Source organism: Hymenobacter actinosclerus (assembly GCF_900111515.1).
GTDB classification, from domain to species: domain Bacteria; phylum Bacteroidota; class Bacteroidia; order Cytophagales; family Hymenobacteraceae; genus Hymenobacter; species Hymenobacter actinosclerus.
Genome location: NZ_FOHS01000002.1, coordinates 981,190 through 1,000,721 on the forward strand (window position 1 = coordinate 981,190; position 19,532 = coordinate 1,000,721).

The window sequence follows — 19,532 nt, forward strand, 5'->3', positions numbered from 1 at the left end:
CGCTTAGCATGACACCCTATTTTATCCACTCTACCTCACACCGTACCAATCCTCTACCTTTGCCCTCCTACTTCCTAGCTCCTAACTCCTAGCTTCTCTATAATAATGTCCTTTCTCCGCTCCGATACGCCGGCCGATTTGTTCAAGCACCTGCTCATTATTCTGGTGCTCGTGGGGGCGCTGGTGTTCGGGTTTTTCCAGGTGTATCTGCCTATCACGACCAACCACGGCGAAACCATTGTGGTGCCCAAGGTAACGGGCATGAACCAGGCCGACCTGGAGGACTACCTCGACGAGCGCAACCTGGATTACCTGATCGACGACAGCACCTACAACGCCGGCCTCAAGCCCGGCACGGTGCTGCAACAGGAGCCCAAGGCGGGCGAGCAGGTGAAGGAAGGCCGCAAGCTCTACGTAACGGTGTCGATGAAAAACCCGCCCGTCATCAAGATGCCCAAGCTCACCGACGGCTCGGTGAAAAACGCCCAGATGATTCTCAAAAGCTACGATCTGGTAGTCGGTCAGCTTAAATTCGTGCCCAATATTCAGAAGGATGCCGTGCTGCAGCAGTCGGTGAACGGGAAGGCAATTGCGGCCGGCGACCCCATCACCAAAGGCACCCGCGTGGATCTGGAGGTGGGCGACGGGCTGGGCAACCAGGAATTTCCGGTGCCCAACCTCGTGAACATGCCCGCCGATGAGGCCACTACCCTGCTCGTGGGCCAGGGCCTGCAGGTGGGCGAAATATTCTACCAGCCGGCCCGCAACGGCGAAACCGACGGCACGGTAGTTAAGCAGCGCCCGGTGCCCGGCGCCGGCAGCACCATCCGCATGGGCCAGCTCGTGGATTTGTGGGTGGCCGGCTCCGGCCCCCTGAAGGGAGTAGAGTAGTTTCGTCAGCGGTCAGCTCAAAAAAACAGGGTTCGTTGCACGCCAGCGGACCTTGTTTCGTTTATTGGCGTACTGCTGAGCGCAACAGGTACCCGTTGCGCCGCCCGCAACCCGCTTTTTTTACCAATCTATGAATTACTGCTACCGTTTTCTGCCGGCCCTGGCGCTACTGCTGAGTTCCTTTCCTGGCCAAAGCCAGCAGTTGCGGCCGCTGGGCTCGGAGCCGGCCCATGCGTTGGTGAATGAGGCCGGCCCGGCCCGGCGGGCGGTGGTGCTGCCGCTGCCGTTTTTCGATGATTTCGCGCGCCAGCCCGAGGGCCGGCCCGATGCCCAGCGCTGGGAAACCACGGGCGGGGCGCTGGTGAACAACCGCTACCCGCGCCGCCCGATTTCGCGCAACGTGGCCACCCTCGACGGCCTCGACGGGCAGGGCCGGCCCCGCGGCGCCGTCGGGCGCATCGGCGACGCCGATTCGCTGACCTCGCAGCCCATCGACCTGAGCGGACTGCTGCCCACCGATAAGATTTATCTGAGCTTTTTCTGGCAGGCCGGCACCCGGCGCGGCCGGCCCGAGCCCAGCGGCACCCGCCCCATTGCTCTCTATGTCGAGTTCAAGGACAAAGACAAGAATTGGAACGAGGTATGGCGGCTGAACAGTCCGGGCGATACGACCAACTTCCGCTTCAAGGCCCTGCCCATCGACCAGGCGGCGTACCTGCACGGCGGTTTCCAGTTCCGGATTCGCACCAGCGGCTACCTCTACAACGCCCGCGACGCCTGGAGCGTGGACTATGTGCGCCTCGACCGCAACCGCTCGGCCACCGACTCGACCTTCCGCGACATTGCCACCAGCCAGCCTTTGCCCAGCGCCCTGCGCCGCTATACGGCCATGCCGGTCAACCAGTTCAACGCCAGCCCCACCCGCGAGCTGGCGTCGCGCACCGCCACCACGGCTGTTACCACGGCCAACAACCTCGATGGTGGCCCCGCTCCTACCCCTATTACCTGGCTGGGCCTGCTCGATGTGCTGCCCGATAACACCAGCTCGCGCTTTCTGCGGGGCAACGCCTCGCTCGATGCCGGGGCCCGGCAGTACCCGATAATGGGCGAGGCCAGTGTGGCCGCCGTGCCCGTTACGCCCGCCGCCAAGCAGCTGCGGCAGCGGCTTATCCTTATCACCAACGAAACCGACCCGCGCACGCTCGCCAACGACACCATCAGCCGCCGCACCGATCTGAGCGACTATTTTGCCTACGACGATGGTACGGCCGAGGCCTCGCTGAGCCTGGCGCCCGCCTCCACCGGTCCGCCCAGCTACTACGCCCTGCGCTTCGACCTCAACCAGCCCGACCAGGTGCGGGCCCTGCGCCTGTACCCGGTGCTGACCACGGCGGCCGGCCGCACGCTCACGGCCGCCATCTGGGATTCGGCCGCCGTCCGGACCAACGGCATACTCTTGCCCGGTGCCCAGCCCAAGGCTACCAAAACCTTTACCGTGCCCCTCACGCTGCCGGCTGGTCAGTCTTATATAGAGGTGGTGTTTGACGTGCCGGTGAAAGTGAGCGGCAGCTTCTTTGCCGGCTACGGCCAGGCGCCCACGTCGCAGTTCGTGGAGTTCGGCTACGACCTCAACAATGCCTCGCCCCCTAATTACCTGTACTCCGGCGTGCAGGGGGCCCTGGCGCCCTTCAACCCCGCCACCAACTACAGCCCGGCCGGGGCCCTGATGCTGCGGCCGCTGATGGGGGGCAGCGTGGTAACCGCCTCCGCGCCGGCCGACGTAGCGGCCCGCTACCTCCTGGCCCCTAACCCCACACCCGACGGCCGGGTGCGCGTGCCGGGCCCCTACCGCCAGGCCACCGTGCTCGATGCGCTGGGCCGGGTGGTGTGGCAGCAGCCCGCCGCCGAGGCCGGCCGCCCCGAATTGCAGCTGCCCCTGGCTGCCGGCCTGTATTTCGTGCGCCTGCTACTGCCCGACGGCCAGGTGCTGACGCAACGGCTGGCCGTGGGTGGGCGGTAGTCTCGAAATGGGATAAACGCTTTTTGTCTGGTTTTTTTGCTATTGTTGCGCCTGAACTCTCACCGCCCTCCTTTCCATCCGGGGCTTTCCACTGCTCTTGCTGCTTTGCTATGACCGACATTACGGCCGATGAATTGAAAGACCGCCTGGCCCAGGGTACCGCGCCCGTTATCATTGATGTGCGCGAAACCTGGGAAAACGAAGAAAGCCGCATCGACGGTAGCCGTAACATTCCGCTGGGCGAGCTGCCTGGTAAAGTAGAGGAGCTGGAAGACCTGCGCGACCAGGAAGTAGTTGTGCATTGCAAGGGCGGCAGCCGCTCGGCCACTGCCAAAGCGTTTTTGCAGCAGCAGGGCTTTACCCAGGTCCGCAACCTGATTGGCGGAATCCAGGGCTACCAGAAAGCCTAGCGGCACCACCGCCCTGCTTCTTTGTTGACAGATTATATAGTTGATCAGAAACCACTTACGGCTTCTGGTCAATTCTTTTCTATTAATTAATTGCACACAATTAAAACTTATGCAATTAATTTACGTTCTACTTACCATGGCTGACTCTTCCCACCCTTTGCCGTCCGACACCCCCAACCCGCTGTTGCGGCTGGAAAACCAGCTGTGCTTTCCGCTGTACGCCGCTTCCCGGATGCTCACTAAGGCCTACCAGCCGCTGTTGCTGGAGCTGGGCCTCACCTACCCGCAATACCTGGTGCTGCTGCTGCTTTGGGAACACCAGGAGCTAACGGTAAAGGAGCTGGGCGAGCACCTGCTGCTCGATTCGGGCACGCTTACTCCGTTGCTCAAGCGCATGGAGCAGCGGCAGTGGCTTCGCCGCCGCCGCGCCCCCCACGACGAACGGTCAGTTATTATCAGTCTGGAGCCGGCGGGCGAGGCGTTGCGCGGGCCGGCCTGCCGGATTCCGGAGCAGCTGCTGGACCGCCTGGGCATGCCGGAGGCCGAATTCATTGCGCTGCGCACCCAGCTCAACCACTTACTTACCCGGCTGCAATAGCCTTTTCTTTCTCTCTTTCTTTCTTCAGTACCCATGAAACTCACCAACAAAGTATTCACGGCCCAGGCCAAAGCCAAAGGCGGCCGCGACGGCGCCGTAACCACCAACAACGACGTGCTGAACCTCACGCTGAGCACGCCCAAGGAAATGGGCGGCCCCGGCAAAGCCGGCGCCACCAACCCCGAGCAGCTGTTCGCGGCCGGCTACGCTGCCTGCTTCGAGGGTGCCCTCGGCGTAGCCGCCCGCCAGGCCGGCGTGAAGCTCCAGGACGTGACGGTGGAAGCCCTCATCGGTTTCGGCCAGGCCGAAGACGGCGGCTACGGCATCTCGGCCGACCTGCACGTGAACCTGCCCGGCTTCGAGCAGGCCCAGGCCGAGCAGCTGGTAGAGGCCGCCCACGGCATCTGCCCCTACTCGCGTGCCACCCGTGGCAACATCGAAGTCAACCTGACGACGACCACCGCCGCTTAAGTAGCTGTCAGTTTTTGGTTGTCAGTTGTCAGTTGTCAGGCCAACGGCTCATTGATAACTGACAACTGACAACTAGCAACCGACAACTAAAAACTATCCTATGAAAACCAACACCATTCTGCTCGCCAGCCGCCCCCAGGGCGCGCCCACCGAAGCCCAGTTCCGGTTCGAAACCCGCGAACTGCCCGCGCTGCAAAGCGGCGAAGTGCTCCTGAAAACCCGCTACGTGAGCGTGGACCCCTACATGCGGGGCCGCATGAGCAGCGCCAAATCGTACGTTGAGCCCTTTAAGGTGGGCGAGCCCATAGCGGGCGGCGTAGTGGCGGAAGTAGTGGAAAGCCAGGCTGAGAACCTGCCGGTGGGCCGCCTGGTGGTAGGCAACCTGCCCTGGCAGGAGTTCAGCGTGGCGCAAGCCAAAATGCTCCAGCCCCTGCCGGCCGAGGGCAAAGCGCCCGCCAGCTACTACCTGGGCCTGCTGGGCATGACCGGCCTGACGGCGTACTTCGGTTTGCTCGACATCTGCGAGCCCCAGGAAGGCGAAACGGTGGTAGTGTCCGGCGCGGCCGGGGCCGTGGGCATGGTGGTGGGCCAGCTGGCCAAAATCAAGGGTGCCCGCGTGATTGGCACGGCCGGCACCGACGAGAAAGTGGCCTACCTAAAGGAGCTGGGCTTCGATGAGGCCATCAACTACAAAACCGCCGACGTGCCCAAGGCCCTGGCCGCCGCCGCGCCCAACGGCGTAGACTGCTACTTTGACAACGTGGGCGGCCCCATCACCGACGCCGTGTACGACCTGCTCAACAAGCACGCCCGCATTGCCGTCTGCGGCCAGATTTCAACCTACAACGCCACCGAAGTACCCACGGGTCCGCGGCCCGAGGGCAAGCTGCTCAAAACCAGCAGCAAGCTCCAGGGCTTCATCGTGAGCGACTACCACAGCCGCTGGCCCGAGGGCTCGCGGCAGCTGGCCGAGTGGTACGAGCAGGGCAAGCTGCAATTCGAGGAAACCGTTACCGAGGGCTTCGACCAGATTCCGGCCGCTTTCCTGGGCTTGTTTGAAGGCGACAACACCGGCAAGGCCGTAGTGAAGGTGGCCTAGCGGCTCCTGCTACTGCTTTTCAACTTTTGGCGGCCCCGCGGGGCGGCCCCGGGCATACGCCGCCGGCCCGCACAACGGCGCGCCTTTTCCCCTGACTCATGAAGAATTTTCAGTTCTATAATCCCGTTCGTATTCTCTTTGGCAAGGGCCAGATTGCCGCCCTCACGGCCCGGATTCCGGCCGGCGCGAAAGTGCTTATTACCTACGGCGGCGGAAGCATCAAGCAAAATGGCGTCTACGACCAGGTGAAGGCCGCGCTGGCCGGCTTCGAAACCGTCGAATTCGGCGGCATCGAGGCCAACCCGCACTACGAAACGCTAATGCGGGCCGTGGAGCTGGGCCGGGCCGAGCAGGTCACGTTCCTGCTGGCCGTGGGCGGCGGCTCGGTGCTCGATGGCACCAAGTTCATTGCCGCCGCTATTCCGTTTGAGGGCGCCGAGCCCTGGGACATTCTGGCCAGGAAAGCCAAAGTAGCCCGCGCCGTGCCGTTCGGGTCTGTGCTCACGCTGCCCGCCACGGGTTCCGAAATGAACTCGGGCGCGGTGATTACCCGCGTGGCAACCCAGGAGAAGCTGGCCTTCAGCTCGCCGCTCACCTTCCCGCAATTCTCGGTTCTCGACCCCGAAACCTGCTTTACCCTACCTCCGCGCCAGATTGCCAACGGCATTGCCGACGCCTTTACCCACGTGCTGGAGCAGTACCTCACCTACCCCATCAACACGCCGTTGCAGGACCGCCTGGCTGAGGCCGTACTGCTGACCCTGATTGAGGAAGGCCCCAAGGTGCTGGCAAATCCTACGGATTACGACGCCATGGCCAACTTCATGTGGAGCGCCACCAACGCCCTCAACGGCACGCTGGCGGCCGGCGTAGTTACCGACTGGAGCACGCACTACGTGGCCCACGAGCTGACCGCCCTGCACGGCATCGACCACGCCCGCACCCTGGCCATTGTGCTGCCGCCTATGCTGCGCTACCGCCAGGCCGGCAAGCTCGAAAAGCTGGTGCAGTACGGCCAGCGCGTCTGGAACATCAGCCAGGGCACCGACGAGGAGCGCGCCGAAGCGGCCGTGCAGGCCACGGTGGCTTTCTTCGAGCAGCTGGGCATCAAAACTCGCCTCGCCGACTACGAAGTGGGCGCCGAAACCATTGGGCACATTGTGCGGCGCTTTACCGAGCGCGGCGTGAAAGACCTGGGCGAGCGGCAGGATTTGCAGGTCGCCGACGTGGAAAAAATTCTCACCCTGGCCCTGTAAGCCGCTTTTCTGCTACTGTTTCAATGGACACTTCTTCCTCTACCATCATCTGCGTAGCCGCCGAGTGGCGCGTGCAGCCGGGGCACGCGGCCGAGGTGCTGGCACTCATGCAGCAGGCTGCCGCCGCCGTGCGCCGCCGGGAGCCGGGCAACCTTGTGTACACCGTGCACGTCGACCCCGCCGACGAGGCCCACCTGTTCATGTATGAGCAGTACGCCGGTCCCGAGGCCCTGCAGGCCCACATCGATTCCGAGCATTTCCAGCAGATTGTAGTGGCCCAGATTGTGCCCCTGCTGGCCGAGCGCAGCGTTGCGCGCTACGTCCTGGCCCCCACGCTGTAGGCCGTTTGCCTTACCGCGCTTTATCATTTTCCCTTAAAATCTGATTCCCATGAAAATTCTGATGGTGCTCACCTCGCACGCTGCCCTTGGCAACACCGGCGAAAAAACCGGTTTCTGGCTCGAAGAATTCGCCGCGCCCTACTACGTGTTCAAGGATGCCGGCGCCACCCTCACGCTGGCCTCGCCCCAGGGCGGCCAGCCCCCGCTCGACCCCAAGAGCGACGACCCCAGCGCCCAGACCGACGCCACCAAGCGCTTCAAAGCCGACCACGAGGCCCAGCAGGCTCTGGCCTCGACCGTAAAGCTGGCCTCAGTTTCGGGGGCCGATTACGACGCCGTGTTCTACCCCGGCGGCCACGGCCCGCTCTGGGATTTGGCCGAGGACAAGAAGTCGATTGAGCTGATTGAGAGCATGTACGCCGCCGGCAAGCCCGTGGCCGCCGTGTGCCACGCGCCCGGCGTGCTGCGCCACGTGAAGGCCGCCAACGGCGAGCCGCTGGTAAAAGGCAAATCGGTGGCCGGCTTCACAAACTCGGAAGAGGAAGCCGTGCAGCTGACTAAGGTGGTGCCTTTCCTGGTGGAGGACATGCTGAAAGCCAACGGCGGCAACTATTCGAAAGGCGCCGACTGGGCCCCCTACGTCACCCAGGCCGGCAACCTCATCACGGGTCAGAACCCTGCCTCCTCGGAGCCGGCCGCCGAAGCCCTGCTGAAACTGCTTAAAAAGTAAGCGGCTGCGTTTGCAACCCTACAACGGCCCCGCCCACTCCTACCGGAGTGGGCGGGGCCGTTTTTTTGAACGGCTTCGGCCGGCCGCCGCCGCATAACTGCGCGCATCTTTCTATATTTCCTCCGCGTACCCGTCCTTCTGAGCTATGAGTAAGATTTTAGCGGAAATTGACCAGGCCCTGGCCTCCTTCGATTCCGACAGCGGCCGTCCGGTGGCCATTGAACTGGGCGAGCGAAAGTACACTCAGCTGGTGCTCGATGTGGCCCACCTCTACGAAAACGACGGCCTGACCCACAACACCGGCCGCCCCCTGGCCTACAAGGGCCTCGAAATTCTGCGCGACGATACGCACCGCGACCGGGTGCGGGTTATTTAGTTTGAGCTGCAAGCCGCAAGCCGCAAGCTGATGTTCAACGTTGGCTTGTAGCTTGCGGCTTACAGCTTGCAGCTTGCGGCTTGCGGCTTGTAGCCTGTAGCTCAACCCTAAAATGAACGACGCGGATATCCGCCCTTTGCTGTACCCGCTGCTGACGGGCGGGGTTTTTATTGACGAGCTGCCCACCGGCACTACCCGCGCCGATGTGGTGCACATCACCGAGCAGTTCATGCACGGCTACGAGCTGAAGGGCGACGCCGATACGCTGCAGCGGGTGCCCCGGCAGCTGCCCTGCTACGGCCGGGCCTACGATTTCGTCACCTTCGTCGTCACCGAGAAGCACCTGGCCAGGCTGCTGCCGCTGCTGCCCGAGTGGGTGGGCGTGCTGGTAGCTTCGCCCGCCGGTTTGCACCTGCACCGGCCGGCCCAGTACAACGCCACCGTCGAGCGGCCCGCCGTGGCCGGGCTGCTACGCGTGTCCGAAATCAAGCAGTTTCTGCTGGCCCAGGGCCTGCCGGGTGTGAGCGTGCTGCGCCGCCGCGACATTCTCAGCTTCCTGCGCACCACCCGCCTGGTTTCGCTCTCCGACCTCGCCCACTTCGTGCGCCGCCAGCTGCTGAGCCGCTACGAGGAACGGCTGCTGATGCGGGCCGAACGCAAAGCCGAGCGCGACCGGGTTGCCAGCCGGCGCAAGCGGCGCCCGAAGCACTGATTTTCAAAGTATCTTGACGACGCCCGCGCCCGGCATTCAGCCGCAGCCTGGCCCTTCCCACTCACTTTTTTTCCTGCCCATGGACGCCGTAACCCTGGTTCCGAACAACAGCCTGCTCACCGCTACGCCCGAAGAGGGCCGCCAGCTAGCCGTGCGCATGAGCCGCCTCATTGTAAAAGCCACCCAGCCTGATGCGCAGATTCGCGAGCAGCTGCGCGAGGTGTACGCCAGCGATGCGGCCATGCTACTGGCCGTTACCCACACGGTGGCCATCGAGTTTGCCACCATTGCCGCGGCCAACAATTACTGGCGCTAGAAGCCGGCCCGGCGCCGGACCTGCCTCAGCTTAAGCTCTTCTCAACAAGGCGGAGGGCGCGGAAAGGCGGGCCCGGTGGCGAGGCATCAGAGCACAATTTTCCCGTCGCGCAGCGCCAGTTTGCCCTCCAGCTCCAGTTGCTTGACGGTGCGGATGACGGTTTCGACGCGCAGGCCGGTGAGGTCGGCCAGCTCCTGGCGGGTTAGGGTAACGAGGTAGCTGGGCGGGCTGCCGGCCTGGCGCTTGAAGTAGTCCAGCAGCGTGAGGAGTTGGTGAGCAGCGGGGTAGCTCGACATCTCGCAGGCCTGCATCGACTTGTATTCGAGGCGCTTGGCCAGCGTAGCGAACAGGCGCTGATGAATGTCGAAGTTCTGGCGCAGTAGCTCCAGCAGGGCCGGGTAAGCCAGGCGCAGCAGCACGGTGGGCTGGCTGGCTACCGCCGAGGCGGGGTACGGAAACGCCCCGAACAACGGCGGCTCGCCCAGGCTCTGCCCGGCCTGAAAAATGCCCTGCAAAAACTCGGTACCGTCCTCGATGCGGTTCACCATCCGCATTTCGCCGTGCAGAATCTGATAGTAGAATTGAGCTGGCTCGCCCTCGTCAAACAGGATTTCGCCTTTGGCTAAGCTCTTCTGGGTGGCCCCGAACTGCTCCAGAATTTCAACTTCTATCATCCGGCTTTTAGGTGTTGGAAAGCCTCAAAGCTCGCCACTCCTTGGCAAACAAGCTAATTCATGGGGTTTGACGCCCCCGGGCGCCGGGCGCGCCGCCCAGAAATAGGGGCAGCGTATGCGCCAGGTCATAAAGGGGCGGGGGCGAGGGCGGCAACCTTTGCCTACGCAACGGCCACTGGCCCCCTGCCGGCGGGTTGCCGGCTCCTTTTCCCCCCCAAGCATCAGTTTATGCACGCTCCTATGAAATCCGGCAGCCTTCTCAACGGCCGCCACCAAGCCCTCGGTCCTCAGAAAGGCCACGTGCTGCTCAACAAAGACGGCCAGCGCATTATCTATAAAACCCTCGAAGCCGGCGAAACCATGCCTACGCACCACCACGACGGCGGCGACGTGCTGGTCGTGGTGCTGGCCGGCCGGCTGTCCATCACCCAGGAAGAGCAGACGGTAGATGTGGAAGCCGGCGACTACGTGATTTTCCCGGTGGGGGCGCCGCATTCTCTGGTCTGCCACGAGGCGGCCCGTATTGTTATTTACCGCTAGGCGCGGGGCGGCCAGCCCAGCCCCGGCCGAGGGGCCGACGCTCACCCAGCCGGCCGCTTCGACGAAACCGTAACCAACCTCACGCCCGCCCAGCTGGCCACCATTGTGGCCCGTCAGCGGGCGCACAACTTTCAGCTTACCAACAATGAGCTGGGCGGCACGGCCCCGGTGCGCGATGAGCGCGGCGTGGTGCGGCACGTGGAGCTGCAAGCTGCGCGTGGTGGCCCGCTCCTCCAGCGGCCAGGAGGGCGTGCAGCGCATCCCGTTCGTGGTGCGCAACGGGCCGGCCATTACGGTGCTGGGCCTCAGCCCCGACGATATAGTGTCGGATGTGCTGCCGCTGACGGTAACGGCCTACGGCAGCGAGCGGACCGATTCGTTCGTTATCAAAGCCTCCGAAACACCGCAGAGCGTGCCCGCCTGGGTGTGGGCCAGCATGCTGGTGTTTCTGAGCTGGGGCGCGTACTACCTGTTCACGGCCCTGAGCATGCCTGCCACCTGAGCCGCCCTGTAAGCTGCTTGGGTTAACCAGGCACGCTGTAGCGACGCCATCCTTTTAAGCTAACTCAACAATCAGCGCCGCCACGCTCCCGCAATTGCCGGGACGTGGCGGCGCTGATTGTTACGGCACCAAACTGAATTTTACAGCAATTTTCAGGTTGCTGTACCGGGTGTTGCGTCTCTACATTCCGTACATGAACTCAAAATTTGCCCCAGGGCACGGCCTGACTCTACCCCGGTATTAGCCGGGCGACGCTGCTGGGTGAACGAGGCTAGTTCTTTGCCGGCCGCGTCAGGTTTTCGAGGGCCGCTTTGAACTCGGGCGTGTCGTACTCGGCCATGCCATCGTGGCGGGCTACTACCTGCCCGTTAGGGTCGAGGATGATGGTTGACGGGATGGAGTTCGAGTCGAACGGCGCGGCCAGCGGACCCAGGGGGAAATACGCCGGGAACGTGTAGCCCTGGCGCTTGAGCATGGCCTGGGCCTTGGCCGGATTCTCATCCAGCGAAATCATCACGAAGGCCACCTTTTTAGGGTCCATTTTCTTGTACAGGGCGTGGATGCCAGGCATTTCGGCCACGCAGGGCGGGCACCAGGTGGCCCACAGATTCACGAACACCGCCTTGCCTTTCAGGTCGCTCAGGTTTACGTGTTTGCCATCGAGCGTGAGCAGCGGCAGGTTGTGCGGGTAGGCCGCGCCAGCCGCCGCTACTATGGGCGTAGTGGCGGTTTCGGCCGGCGCTAACTCAGCCGGCGCATCAGCGTTCCACAGGCCCGTAGCCAGCAGTCCGCGCTGCAGCGTGCCCATGACCGGCGTACGTAGCGGGGTGAACAGCACAAGGGCAAAAAGGGCCAGCGGGAGCCACGATATGAGAGTTTTACGATTCATAATCAGGTAATTCAAAAGCGAGACAACAAAGGATTGAAAGGGGGCCGCGGAGCAAACCCCGACCACCGGCCGGGCAAGTTTACCGGGCCGATGCAGCAGAAAAAGGGGCTCAGGGCACTGTCGTGCAGATGCGCCGGGCGCAGTAATACTGGCCCGCAGCTGGGCGGGCGTAAAAAAGCCGGCTACTGCCCCGGCAAATGAGAGCAGCCAACCGGATGTTGCACCCGGCTCCAAATTGCGTTTTCCTACGAGAAACGAACGGGCGGGGCCTTGTTGGGGTGATTGGCGAAGACCTGCGCCGGGCCGCTGGCAGGGCCGCGGGCGGGCGCAATACCGGCTGCATCGGCCGGGAACAGCAGCCCGAAAAACACGGCTGCAAAACTGCCCGGAACCAGATGCAGTGGGGGCAGCTTGGCTTTCACGCTTTGGGCGTAGTCGGCCGGTGGGCTGGCCTGTACGGCTGGCACCTTCTTTTTGCAGAATCCGGGGCGGGCCGGCTCCGGGCGGGTGTTGTAGCTGGTTGCGGTGGCCCTGGCCCGGGCGGGCAGCGGCTGGCAATGCAGGAAAAATCCCGCATAGAGCAGCAACAGCAGATGGGCCAGTAAACGGGGCATAGACAACGGAACCGCAGGCAAAGGTGCGCACATTTTCAGCAACCGGCCGGCAGCAAAGCCACCAGGGGCCGCAACGCAGTGGCAGCCGACCGCACACAAAGCGTGCCGTTACCGGCGCAGCAGGTGGCAAATCAGGCTCCGTCCGGAGTCGCCCCTAACCGCTGTAACGCAGCCCCATTGCTGGGCAGCATTATCAATTAAACGGACGTTTACTACCGTCGCTGGCTACTTATGAGTCTATTAATGAAGCCAATTGGCTGGCGAAGTGATAAGTACTTGCTGTGAGTTAAACAGCCATCTATTCCAGCTTAATGCATTAACTATCAGAGCAAAAGACAACCGCTATTAACTAAAAGCTAATGGCTAAGCCTTGCTTTATGGAACCAAACCATACTGCCACGTTGTATACATGAACAAATGAACATACCTTTGTGGCTTCCTATGAATACTCCCACTGCTCCTGCCGACCTGAACCTGACCACCGAGAAGATGGAGAAGGTGGCCTTCATTCTTAAAACCACGGCCCACCCCACGCGCATCGCCATCGTGCAGCTGCTGGCCCAGCAGGAAAGCCTGTCGGTGACCGATATCAGCGAGAAGCTGCAAGTCGAGCAGAGCCTCCTCTCCCACCACCTGACGGGCATGAAGCTCAAGGGTATTCTGGGCAGCCAGCGCGACGGCAAGAACATTCTCTATTCGCTGAAAATGCGCGAGGTAGTCGACGTGATTCAGTGCCTGGCCGGATGCACTTTTCTGTAAGAGGTCCGGCCTTTTTTTAGGCCGAAATACATGAATACTCCTTCATACCTACATACGTTCTGCCGCTTCCCGCATGCTCCCCTACTTCGGCTATTTCTCCGCCATCTTCATTGGCCTTTCGCTTGGCATTATGGGCGGCGGCGGCTCTATTCTCACCGTCCCGGTGCTGGTGTATCTGATGGGCGTGAGTCCGGTGCTCAGCACGGCGTACTCGCTGTTCGTGGTAGGCTCGACTTCGGTGGTGGGGGCGGCGGGCTACTTCCGCAAGGGCCTGGTTTCGCTGAAAACGGCGGTTATCTTTCTTATTCCGTCGCTGCTGTCGGTGTTTGCGGTGCGCAAGCTGCTCATGCCGGCCATCCCGCACGAGCTGTTCACGCTGGGCCGCCTCGTGTTCACCAAAGACCTGCTGGTGCTCGTGGCGTTTGCCGTGCTGATGGTGGTGGCCGCTACTTCCATGATTCGCAGCAAGCAGGCCGAGGTGGTGCTGGATGAGGACCTGCACCGCCAGCAGGCCTTCAACTATCCGCTCATTCTGGGCATCGGCCTGGTGGTGGGGGGCCTGACGGGCTTCGTGGGCGCGGGCGGCGGTTTCCTCATTATTCCGGCGCTGGTGCTGGGGGCCCGCCTGCCCATGAAACTGGCCGTGGGTACCTCGCTGGCCATCATTTCGCTTAACTCGCTTATAGGCTTTACGGGCGATTTGAGCGCCGGCACGCCCATCGCCTGGGGCTTTCTGCTGGGCTTTCTGGCCTTCGCGCTGGCCGGCATTGTGCTGGGCACCTACCTGGCCCGCTTCATTCCGGGCGCCCGGCTCAAACCGGCTTTCGGCTGGTTCACGCTGGCCATGGGCACCTTTATTCTGCTGCGCGAGCTGGTGTTCACGCCCTAGGCTCCGGCCCGCCCGGGTTATACCAACCTGCTGATCCAGCGCATAAGTCAACCCGCTTTTTTGCGACTTTCTTCATTCCCTAATCACCCCTACCATGAAAATCGAACAGTTTGAAGACAAGGGCCTGGCCCACTTTGCCTACGCCATCCTCAGCGAGTGCGCCCGCGAAATCGTGCTCATCGACCCGGCCCGCGACCCACAGCCCTACTACGACTACGCCCAGAAGCACGACGCCAAAATCGTGAGTGTCATCGAAACCCACCCGCACGCCGACTTCGTAAGCTCGCACCGCGAAATTGCCGAGCACACGGGCGCCACTATCCGCGTCAGCAAGCTATTGGGGGCAGATTATGCGCACGAGACGTTCGATGAAGGCCAGGCGTTTACCAGCGGCAAGCTCACGTTTCGGGCCCTGAACACGCCCGGCCACTCGCCCGATTCCATCACCATCATCCTCAGCCGCGAGGGCCGCGACGTGGCCGCTTTCACCGGCGACACGCTGTTTATCGGCGACGTGGGCCGGCCCGACCTGCGCGAGAAAGCCGGCAACCTGACCGCCAGGCGTGAGGAGCTGGCCCGCCAGCTGTACCACTCGCTGCGCGACAAGCTCATGCCGCTGGCCGGCGACGTGCTGGTATACCCGGCCCACGGCGCGGGCAGCCTCTGCGGCAAGGCCCTGAGCGGCGCCAACAGCAGCACCATCGCCGATGAAAAATTCGGCAACCCGATGCTGCGCGCTATGAGCGAGCAGGAGTTCGTGCGGGAGCTGCTGGCCGACCAGCCCTTCATTCCTAAATACTTCGGGCACGATGTGGCCCTGAACAAGGCCGGCGCGCCCGCCTATGCCCCCAGCGTGCAGCAGGTGCCGCGCCTGAACGCCGACGCCAGGCTGACTAGCGGCGTGCTGGTAGTTGATACCCGCCCCGAAGCTGAGTTCAAGCAGGGCCACGCCGGGGGCGCCCTCAACATTCAGCAGGGCGGCAAGTTCGAAACCTGGCTGGGCTCGATTATTGGCCCCGACGAGCCGTTCTATCTGGTAGCCGCCGACGAGGCCACGCTGGAAAACCTGATCAGCAAAACTGCCAAAATTGGTTACGAAGGCCTGATTGCAGGGGCCCTGGTGGGCTCGCCGGCCACTGAGGCGACCCTGCCGAAGCTCGACGTGGAGCAGTTCCGCCAGCACCCCGCCGACTACACCATCGTGGACATCCGCAACCGGGTGGAGCACCGCGACGAGCCTATTTTCGAGGGCGCCATCAGCATTCCGCTGCCCGAGCTGCGCGAGCGGGCCCACGAAATTCCGACTGGTAAGCCCGTGGTGGTGCATTGCGCCGGGGGCTACCGCTCGGCCGCCGGCGCCAGCATCGTGGCCCCGGTGCTGCCCGGCACCGAGGTGCTCGATTTAGGCGAGGCCGTGAAGTCCTTCCAACTGGCCGGCGCGGCTCACTAACGCACCGTGCCGAACGCTATTTCGCGGCGGCGGCCGCTCCTGGTGGCCGCGCTGCTCTTTCTTCTCTTCTTTGGTCTTCTCATGCTGAATTTCTTTAAATCCTCGCCCCCGGCCTACCAGAACCTCACGCCCGCCCAGTTTGCCGAGGCCCGGCGCCGGCCCGGCACGGTGCTGCTCGACGTGCGCCGCCCCGACGAGTTTGCCGGCGGCCACCTGCCCGGCGCCATCAACATCGACGTAACGGCGCCCGACTATGCGCAGCGCGCGGCGGCGCTGGATAAAACCCGGCCCACCTACGTGTACTGCCGCAGCGGCGCCCGCTCGGCCAAAGCCGCCGAGCAACTCACCAAGGCCGGTTTTGCCAACGTGGCCAATATGCTGGGCGGGGTGCTCGACTGGTCGGAGCCGCTGGAGCGCTAGGCAGATGGCAACTCCGACTGCTACCGGTGCCAAGCAGCACTGGGAAACCGTGTACGACACCCGCCAGCCTCATCAGGTTAGCTGGACCCAGGCCGTGCCCGCCACCTCGCTCGAATTTATCCGGGGCTTCGCGCTGCCCCGGCAGGCCCCCATCATCGACGTGGGCGGCGGCGACAGCAGGCTGGTAGATTATCTGCTGGCGGAGGGCTACGAGAACCTGACGGTGCTTGATATTTCGGGGGCGGCGCTGGGCCGGGCACGGCAGCGGTTGGGGCCCGCCGCCGCCAGCCGCGTGCAGTGGCTGGAAGCCGACGTGCGCGACTTCAGGCCACCCCAGACCTATGCCCTCTGGCACGACCGGGCCGCGTTTCATTTCCTGACGGCCGCCCCCGATGTGGAGCGCTACCTGGCGCTGGCCCGGGCGGCGGTAGTGCCCGGCGGCTACCTCACCATGGGCACGTTCTCGCCGGCGGGTCCCACCGCGTGCGGCGGGCTGCCCATCCGCCAGTACAGCGAGCAGCAGCTAACCGAGCAGCTGCACCGGGGTTTCCGGAAGCTGCGCTGCCGCACCGAAGACCATCTTACACCGTTTCAAACCACCCAGAATTTCCTTTTCTGCTCCTTCCGCCGCCAATTGGTGGCCTCGGTCTGAGCTTACTTTTTCTGCTTTCTCATGTTCGAATTACTTCGTCAGCCCTGGCCCTGGTACGTGGCCGGCCCGCTGATTGGCCTGACGGTGCCGGCGCTGCTACTCATTGGCAACAAGGCGCTGGGCATCAGCTCCTCGCTGCGGCACGTGTGCGCCGCCTGCGTGCCCGCGGGCATTCCGTTCCTGAACTACAACTGGCGGGCCGAAAGCTGGAACCTGTTTTTCGTGCTGGGCATCGTTCTGGGCGGCTTTATCGGCTACCAGGTGCTGGGCCACCCCGAGGTGGTGGCTATTTCGGCCGAAACCGTGCGCGACCTGAAGGCGCAGCTGCACCTGACCGACTTTTCGGGCCTGCTGCCTAAAGAGCTGTTTGCCCTCGAAAACCTGGGCAACTGGAAGGGCTGGGTGTTTCTGGTGCTGGGTGGCTTTATGGTGGGTTTTGGCACGCGCTACGCCGGCGGCTGCACCTCGGGCCACGCTATTTCGGGCCTTTCCAACCTGCAATGGGTGTCGCTGGTAGCCGTTGTAGCCTTTTTCGTCGGCGGCCTGCTGATGACCTGGGTGTTGTATCCCCTCATGTTTTAACTCCCCTACCCCATGAGCCCAGCCTCGCTGCCCGCCACCGCAGATTTTTGGAATGAGCGCTACGAAAGCGAGCAATACGCCTACGGCACCGCCCCCAACGCCTATTTCCGCCGCCAGCTCGACCTGCTGCCGCCCGGCCGCCTGCTGCTGCTGGCCGAGGGCGAAGGCCGCAACGCGGTGTACGCCGCCCGGCGCGGCTGGCAGGTAACGGCCATCGATTTCAGCGACGAGGCCCGCGCCAAAGCCCAGCGCCTGGCCGTGGCCCAGGGCGTGCACCTTAACTATCAGGTGGCCGACCTGACCGACCTGAGCTGGCAGCAAACCGGTGCCTACGACGCCATCGGGCTGATTTACGCCCACCTGCCCACCGCCGACCGCCAGGCCGTGCACGCGGCCGCCGCCAGCAGCCTGGCGCCGGGCGGGCATTTGCTGCTCGAAGCCTTCAGCCCGCGCCAGCTGGGCCTGCTCTCGGGCGGCCCCAAAACGGCAGATTCGCTCTACGAGCCGGCCGATTTGGCCACTGACTTCGCCGGCCTCCAGGTGCTCGAAAACCGGGAGCTGGGCGTGGTGCTCCACGAGGGCAGCTTCCACGCCGGTCCGGCCCAGGTGGTGCGCCTGCTGGCTAAGCGGGCCTAACTTCTTCCCTTATTCTTTATCATGAAAAACCTGAAATACCTGGTGCTGGGCGTGCTGTTCGGCATTATTCTCACCAAAAGCGAAGTCGTGAGCTGGTGGCGCATCCAGGAGATGTTCCGCTTCCAGAGCTTTCACATGTACGGCGTTATCGGTTCGGCCATTGTGGTGGGGCTGCTTTCGATTCAGCTCATCAAGCGCAACCACCTCAAAACCATCAACGGCGAAACCATCCGCATTGCCGATAAGAAGTACAGCCACGGCGTCTGGATTGGGGGCACTATCTTCGGGCTCGGCTGGGCCCTGACGGGCGCCTGCCCCGGCCCCATGTTCGCCCAGCTGGGCAGCGGCGTGGCCGGCGCCGCCGTCCTGATTCTGGCCGCCCTGGCCGGCACCTGGACTTACAGCGCCCTGCGCGAGCGGCTGCCGATGTAAGCCCCTGGCGGCGGCGGCAGCCAGTCATTTAGCCCCCGCCTGCCATGGAACCAGCGAAGCAACACCTTGGAGCGAGCCTTTCGGGATTGGTGCGGGTGTTGCTGCTGCTGACGGCCCTGCTGGTGCTGGTGGTGGCCATCGTGCTGACCCGCTACTACGGGCCCGGTCCGGCGGCAGACCCGGCGCGGGCGGCGGCCGATGAGGCCCGCCAGGGGCCGCCGCTGCCCGGCAGCTACCACCGCCCGGCCACGCCCGCGCCCGATACGGCCACGATTCCGCGCACGGCGGCCGGCCGGCAGATTCGCTACGGCCGCGCCCTGGTTGCCCATACCGCCCGCTACCTGGGGCCGCAGGGCTCGGTGGCCCAACTCAGCAACGGCATGAACTGCCAGAACTGCCACCTGGACGCTGGCACCAAGGGGTTTGCCAACAACTACCTGGCCGTGGCCGCCACCTACCCCAAGCTGCGGGCCCGCTCGGCCACCGTGGTAACAATGGAGCAGCGGGTGAACGGCTGTCTGGAGCGCAGCCTCAACGGCCGGGCGCTGGCCGACAGCAGCCGCGAGATGCGCGCCATTGTGGCCTACCTGAACTGGCTGGGCCAGGGCATTCCCAAGGGCCAGAAGGTGTACGGCACCGGCCTCACCCCGCTCGCCTACCTGCCGCGCGCCACCGACCCGGTAATTGGCAAGGCGGTGTTTGCCACCAAGTGCCAAAGCTGCCACGGCCCCGAGGGGCAGGGCCAGTTGCTGGCCGACGGGCGCGAATACCAGTATCCGCCGCTGTGGGGGCCGCACAGCTACAACGACGGGGCCGGCCTGTACCGCATCAGCAACCTGGCCAGATACGTGAAGGCGGCCATGCCCTTCGGGGCCACCTTCGACCATCCGCAGCTGACCGACGCGCAGGCCTGGGACGTGGCGGCGTTTGTGAACTCGCAGCCGCGGCCCCACCTGCAAACCCCGCACGACTGGCCCGACATCAGCAAAAAGCCCGTGGACCATCCCTTCGGCCCCTACGCCGACGCCTTTTCGGAGCGCCAGCACAAGTACGGCCCCTACCAACCGATTGCCGACGCCCGGCCCGGGTCGTCGGCCGCCAACTAACCGGCCGGCTCATCCTAGTCCGGAGCAGCGGCTGGCAAACCGGCGGCCGGTGCCAACCCAGCCGCAGCCTACAGGTGCGTTTTTCTTTGGCCCGGCACTATACCGGCGCTCCTGAACTGGCTTGCTTACCGAAACCAACCGGCTGCCAGCGTAAATTCGACCCGGTT

The 19,532-nt window shown here is 63.7% G+C and carries 26 protein-coding genes; 23 read left to right on the plus strand and 3 right to left on the minus strand.

All coding sequences use genetic code 11. The features are described 5' to 3' along the window. Positions 1 to 105 precede the first annotated feature (105 nt). The 12 genes from BMY67_RS10460 (at position 106) to BMY67_RS10515 (ending at position 9,220) form a co-directional block, all read left to right on the plus strand. Positions 106 to 891, plus strand: a complete 786-nt coding sequence (locus BMY67_RS10460) for a PASTA domain-containing protein (RefSeq protein ID WP_092771166.1) — start codon at positions 106 to 108, stop codon at positions 889 to 891. 130 nt (positions 892 to 1,021) lie between these two features. Beyond that, positions 1,022 to 2,911: a hypothetical protein gene (locus tag BMY67_RS10465; protein ID WP_092771169.1), complete on the plus strand. Its 1,890-nt coding sequence runs from the start codon at positions 1,022 to 1,024 to the stop codon at positions 2,909 to 2,911. A 110-nt stretch (positions 2,912 to 3,021) separates the two neighbouring features. Continuing rightward, complete coding sequence (locus tag BMY67_RS10470; protein ID WP_092771171.1) at positions 3,022 to 3,321, plus strand: rhodanese-like domain-containing protein; 300 nt, start codon at positions 3,022 to 3,024, stop codon at positions 3,319 to 3,321. Between the two features lie 136 nt (positions 3,322 to 3,457). Continuing rightward, positions 3,458 to 3,919 (plus strand): MarR family winged helix-turn-helix transcriptional regulator, encoded by a 462-nt coding sequence (locus tag BMY67_RS10475; RefSeq protein WP_092771173.1) that lies wholly within the window; start codon positions 3,458 to 3,460, stop codon positions 3,917 to 3,919. A gap of 33 nt (positions 3,920 to 3,952) precedes the next feature. Beyond that, positions 3,953 to 4,390 (plus strand): organic hydroperoxide resistance protein, encoded by a 438-nt coding sequence (locus BMY67_RS10480; RefSeq protein WP_092771176.1) that lies wholly within the window; start codon positions 3,953 to 3,955, stop codon positions 4,388 to 4,390. Between the two features lie 100 nt (positions 4,391 to 4,490). Beyond that, positions 4,491 to 5,489 (plus strand): NADP-dependent oxidoreductase, encoded by a 999-nt coding sequence (locus tag BMY67_RS10485; protein ID WP_092771178.1) that lies wholly within the window; start codon positions 4,491 to 4,493, stop codon positions 5,487 to 5,489. Positions 5,490 to 5,587: 98 nt separating this feature from the next. After that, positions 5,588 to 6,745 carry an iron-containing alcohol dehydrogenase gene (locus BMY67_RS10490; RefSeq protein WP_092771180.1) on the plus strand — a complete coding sequence of 386 codons (1,158 nt, stop codon included), beginning with the start codon at positions 5,588 to 5,590 and terminating at the stop codon, positions 6,743 to 6,745. Between the two features lie 23 nt (positions 6,746 to 6,768). Then, positions 6,769 to 7,086 (plus strand): putative quinol monooxygenase, encoded by a 318-nt coding sequence (locus BMY67_RS10495; RefSeq protein WP_092771182.1) that lies wholly within the window; start codon positions 6,769 to 6,771, stop codon positions 7,084 to 7,086. A gap of 49 nt (positions 7,087 to 7,135) precedes the next feature. After that, complete coding sequence (locus BMY67_RS10500) at positions 7,136 to 7,816, plus strand: type 1 glutamine amidotransferase domain-containing protein (protein ID WP_092771184.1); 681 nt, start codon at positions 7,136 to 7,138, stop codon at positions 7,814 to 7,816. Between the two features lie 145 nt (positions 7,817 to 7,961). Further along, on the plus strand, positions 7,962 to 8,192 hold the full coding sequence (locus BMY67_RS10505) for a hypothetical protein (protein WP_092771186.1): 231 nt from the start codon (positions 7,962 to 7,964) through the stop codon (positions 8,190 to 8,192). A gap of 112 nt (positions 8,193 to 8,304) precedes the next feature. Continuing rightward, complete coding sequence (locus BMY67_RS10510; RefSeq protein ID WP_092771188.1) at positions 8,305 to 8,904, plus strand: sce7726 family protein; 600 nt, start codon at positions 8,305 to 8,307, stop codon at positions 8,902 to 8,904. Positions 8,905 to 8,983: 79 nt separating this feature from the next. Then, positions 8,984 to 9,220, plus strand: coding sequence for a hexameric tyrosine-coordinated heme protein (locus BMY67_RS10515; protein ID WP_092771190.1), 237 nt, complete (start codon positions 8,984 to 8,986; stop codon positions 9,218 to 9,220). A gap of 86 nt (positions 9,221 to 9,306) precedes the next feature. Here BMY67_RS10515 and BMY67_RS10520 read toward each other — a convergent pair whose 3' ends face one another. Then, positions 9,307 to 9,894, minus strand: coding sequence for a Crp/Fnr family transcriptional regulator (locus tag BMY67_RS10520; RefSeq protein WP_092771192.1), 588 nt, complete (start codon positions 9,892 to 9,894; stop codon positions 9,307 to 9,309). Between the two features lie 228 nt (positions 9,895 to 10,122). Between BMY67_RS10520 and BMY67_RS10525 the strand changes: the two genes are divergently transcribed. Both BMY67_RS10525 and BMY67_RS10530 read left to right on the plus strand, forming a co-directional pair. Continuing rightward, the gene (locus BMY67_RS10525) at positions 10,123 to 10,434 is read left to right on the plus strand and encodes a cupin domain-containing protein (protein WP_177189782.1); all 312 of its coding nucleotides are present in this window, start codon (positions 10,123 to 10,125) and stop codon (positions 10,432 to 10,434) included. Between the two features lie 145 nt (positions 10,435 to 10,579). Beyond that, positions 10,580 to 10,936, plus strand: a complete 357-nt coding sequence (locus BMY67_RS10530) for a hypothetical protein (RefSeq protein WP_143069776.1) — start codon at positions 10,580 to 10,582, stop codon at positions 10,934 to 10,936. Positions 10,937 to 11,207: 271 nt separating this feature from the next. Here the strand turns inward: BMY67_RS10530 and BMY67_RS10535 are convergent, their stop codons facing one another. Both BMY67_RS10535 and BMY67_RS10540 read right to left on the minus strand, forming a co-directional pair. Further along, positions 11,208 to 11,825 (minus strand): TlpA family protein disulfide reductase, encoded by a 618-nt coding sequence (locus BMY67_RS10535; RefSeq protein ID WP_245744991.1) that lies wholly within the window; start codon positions 11,823 to 11,825, stop codon positions 11,208 to 11,210. Positions 11,826 to 12,070: 245 nt separating this feature from the next. Beyond that, complete coding sequence (locus tag BMY67_RS10540; protein ID WP_092771198.1) at positions 12,071 to 12,439, minus strand: hypothetical protein; 369 nt, start codon at positions 12,437 to 12,439, stop codon at positions 12,071 to 12,073. 441 nt (positions 12,440 to 12,880) lie between these two features. Here BMY67_RS10540 and BMY67_RS10545 point away from each other — a divergent pair, with 441 nt between their 5' ends. The 9 genes from BMY67_RS10545 to BMY67_RS10585 all read left to right on the plus strand — a co-directional run bounded on the left by BMY67_RS10545 (position 12,881) and on the right by BMY67_RS10585 (position 19,365). Beyond that, the gene (locus BMY67_RS10545) at positions 12,881 to 13,198 is read left to right on the plus strand and encodes an ArsR/SmtB family transcription factor (protein ID WP_245744993.1); all 318 of its coding nucleotides are present in this window, start codon (positions 12,881 to 12,883) and stop codon (positions 13,196 to 13,198) included. A gap of 73 nt (positions 13,199 to 13,271) precedes the next feature. Then, entirely contained in the window at positions 13,272 to 14,087 is an 816-nt protein-coding gene (locus tag BMY67_RS10550; RefSeq protein ID WP_092771200.1) for a sulfite exporter TauE/SafE family protein, read from the plus strand. A 94-nt stretch (positions 14,088 to 14,181) separates the two neighbouring features. Further along, complete coding sequence (locus BMY67_RS10555; RefSeq protein WP_092771202.1) at positions 14,182 to 15,537, plus strand: MBL fold metallo-hydrolase; 1,356 nt, start codon at positions 14,182 to 14,184, stop codon at positions 15,535 to 15,537. An 81-nt stretch (positions 15,538 to 15,618) separates the two neighbouring features. Next, on the plus strand, positions 15,619 to 15,957 hold the full coding sequence (locus BMY67_RS10560; RefSeq protein WP_143069777.1) for a rhodanese-like domain-containing protein: 339 nt from the start codon (positions 15,619 to 15,621) through the stop codon (positions 15,955 to 15,957). A 4-nt stretch (positions 15,958 to 15,961) separates the two neighbouring features. Next, a complete protein-coding gene (locus BMY67_RS10565) occupies positions 15,962 to 16,609 on the plus strand; it encodes a class I SAM-dependent methyltransferase (protein WP_092771206.1) in 648 nt (215 codons plus the stop codon). 21 nt (positions 16,610 to 16,630) lie between these two features. Continuing rightward, positions 16,631 to 17,191 carry a YeeE/YedE family protein gene (locus tag BMY67_RS10570; protein WP_143069778.1) on the plus strand — a complete coding sequence of 187 codons (561 nt, stop codon included), beginning with the start codon at positions 16,631 to 16,633 and terminating at the stop codon, positions 17,189 to 17,191. Positions 17,192 to 17,203: 12 nt separating this feature from the next. Continuing rightward, entirely contained in the window at positions 17,204 to 17,827 is a 624-nt protein-coding gene (locus tag BMY67_RS10575) for a class I SAM-dependent methyltransferase (RefSeq protein WP_092771208.1), read from the plus strand. A gap of 21 nt (positions 17,828 to 17,848) precedes the next feature. Further along, entirely contained in the window at positions 17,849 to 18,259 is a 411-nt protein-coding gene (locus tag BMY67_RS10580) for a DUF6691 family protein (RefSeq protein ID WP_092771210.1), read from the plus strand. A 44-nt stretch (positions 18,260 to 18,303) separates the two neighbouring features. Further along, on the plus strand, positions 18,304 to 19,365 hold the full coding sequence (locus BMY67_RS10585) for a c-type cytochrome (protein ID WP_092771212.1): 1,062 nt from the start codon (positions 18,304 to 18,306) through the stop codon (positions 19,363 to 19,365). Positions 19,366 to 19,532: the final 167 nt, after the last annotated feature.

Bases quoted from the DNA above. Each gene is read 5' to 3' on its own strand.
- BMY67_RS10505 (WP_092771186.1), top strand. From the start codon at position 7,962: ATGAGTAAGATTTTAGCGGAAATTGACCAGGCCCTGGCCTCCTTCGAT.
- BMY67_RS10460 (WP_092771166.1), top strand. From the start codon at position 106: ATGTCCTTTCTCCGCTCCGATACGCCGGCCGATTTGTTCAAGCACCTG.
- BMY67_RS10530 (WP_143069776.1), top strand. From the start codon at position 10,580: ATGAGCTGGGCGGCACGGCCCCGGTGCGCGATGAGCGCGGCGTGGTGC.
- BMY67_RS10580 (WP_092771210.1), top strand. From the start codon at position 17,849: ATGAAAAACCTGAAATACCTGGTGCTGGGCGTGCTGTTCGGCATTATT.
- BMY67_RS10520 (WP_092771192.1), bottom strand. From the start codon at position 9,894: ATGATAGAAGTTGAAATTCTGGAGCAGTTCGGGGCCACCCAGAAGAGC.
- BMY67_RS10480 (WP_092771176.1), top strand. From the start codon at position 3,953: ATGAAACTCACCAACAAAGTATTCACGGCCCAGGCCAAAGCCAAAGGC.
- BMY67_RS10500 (WP_092771184.1), top strand. From the start codon at position 7,136: ATGAAAATTCTGATGGTGCTCACCTCGCACGCTGCCCTTGGCAACACC.
- BMY67_RS10555 (WP_092771202.1), top strand. From the start codon at position 14,182: ATGAAAATCGAACAGTTTGAAGACAAGGGCCTGGCCCACTTTGCCTAC.
- BMY67_RS10470 (WP_092771171.1), top strand. From the start codon at position 3,022: ATGACCGACATTACGGCCGATGAATTGAAAGACCGCCTGGCCCAGGGT.
- BMY67_RS10585 (WP_092771212.1), top strand. From the start codon at position 18,304: ATGGAACCAGCGAAGCAACACCTTGGAGCGAGCCTTTCGGGATTGGTG.
- BMY67_RS10570 (WP_143069778.1), top strand. From the start codon at position 16,631: ATGTTCGAATTACTTCGTCAGCCCTGGCCCTGGTACGTGGCCGGCCCG.
- BMY67_RS10545 (WP_245744993.1), top strand. From the start codon at position 12,881: ATGAATACTCCCACTGCTCCTGCCGACCTGAACCTGACCACCGAGAAG.
- BMY67_RS10550 (WP_092771200.1), top strand. From the start codon at position 13,272: ATGCTCCCCTACTTCGGCTATTTCTCCGCCATCTTCATTGGCCTTTCG.
- BMY67_RS10535 (WP_245744991.1), bottom strand. From the start codon at position 11,825: ATGAATCGTAAAACTCTCATATCGTGGCTCCCGCTGGCCCTTTTTGCC.
- BMY67_RS10575 (WP_092771208.1), top strand. From the start codon at position 17,204: ATGAGCCCAGCCTCGCTGCCCGCCACCGCAGATTTTTGGAATGAGCGC.
- BMY67_RS10525 (WP_177189782.1), top strand. From the start codon at position 10,123: ATGCACGCTCCTATGAAATCCGGCAGCCTTCTCAACGGCCGCCACCAA.
- BMY67_RS10475 (WP_092771173.1), top strand. From the start codon at position 3,458: ATGGCTGACTCTTCCCACCCTTTGCCGTCCGACACCCCCAACCCGCTG.
- BMY67_RS10495 (WP_092771182.1), top strand. From the start codon at position 6,769: ATGGACACTTCTTCCTCTACCATCATCTGCGTAGCCGCCGAGTGGCGC.
- BMY67_RS10485 (WP_092771178.1), top strand. From the start codon at position 4,491: ATGAAAACCAACACCATTCTGCTCGCCAGCCGCCCCCAGGGCGCGCCC.
- BMY67_RS10560 (WP_143069777.1), top strand. From the start codon at position 15,619: ATGCTGAATTTCTTTAAATCCTCGCCCCCGGCCTACCAGAACCTCACG.
- BMY67_RS10565 (WP_092771206.1), top strand. From the start codon at position 15,962: ATGGCAACTCCGACTGCTACCGGTGCCAAGCAGCACTGGGAAACCGTG.
- BMY67_RS10490 (WP_092771180.1), top strand. From the start codon at position 5,588: ATGAAGAATTTTCAGTTCTATAATCCCGTTCGTATTCTCTTTGGCAAG.
- BMY67_RS10465 (WP_092771169.1), top strand. From the start codon at position 1,022: ATGAATTACTGCTACCGTTTTCTGCCGGCCCTGGCGCTACTGCTGAGT.
- BMY67_RS10515 (WP_092771190.1), top strand. From the start codon at position 8,984: ATGGACGCCGTAACCCTGGTTCCGAACAACAGCCTGCTCACCGCTACG.
- BMY67_RS10540 (WP_092771198.1), bottom strand. From the start codon at position 12,439: ATGCCCCGTTTACTGGCCCATCTGCTGTTGCTGCTCTATGCGGGATTT.
- BMY67_RS10510 (WP_092771188.1), top strand. From the start codon at position 8,305: ATGAACGACGCGGATATCCGCCCTTTGCTGTACCCGCTGCTGACGGGC.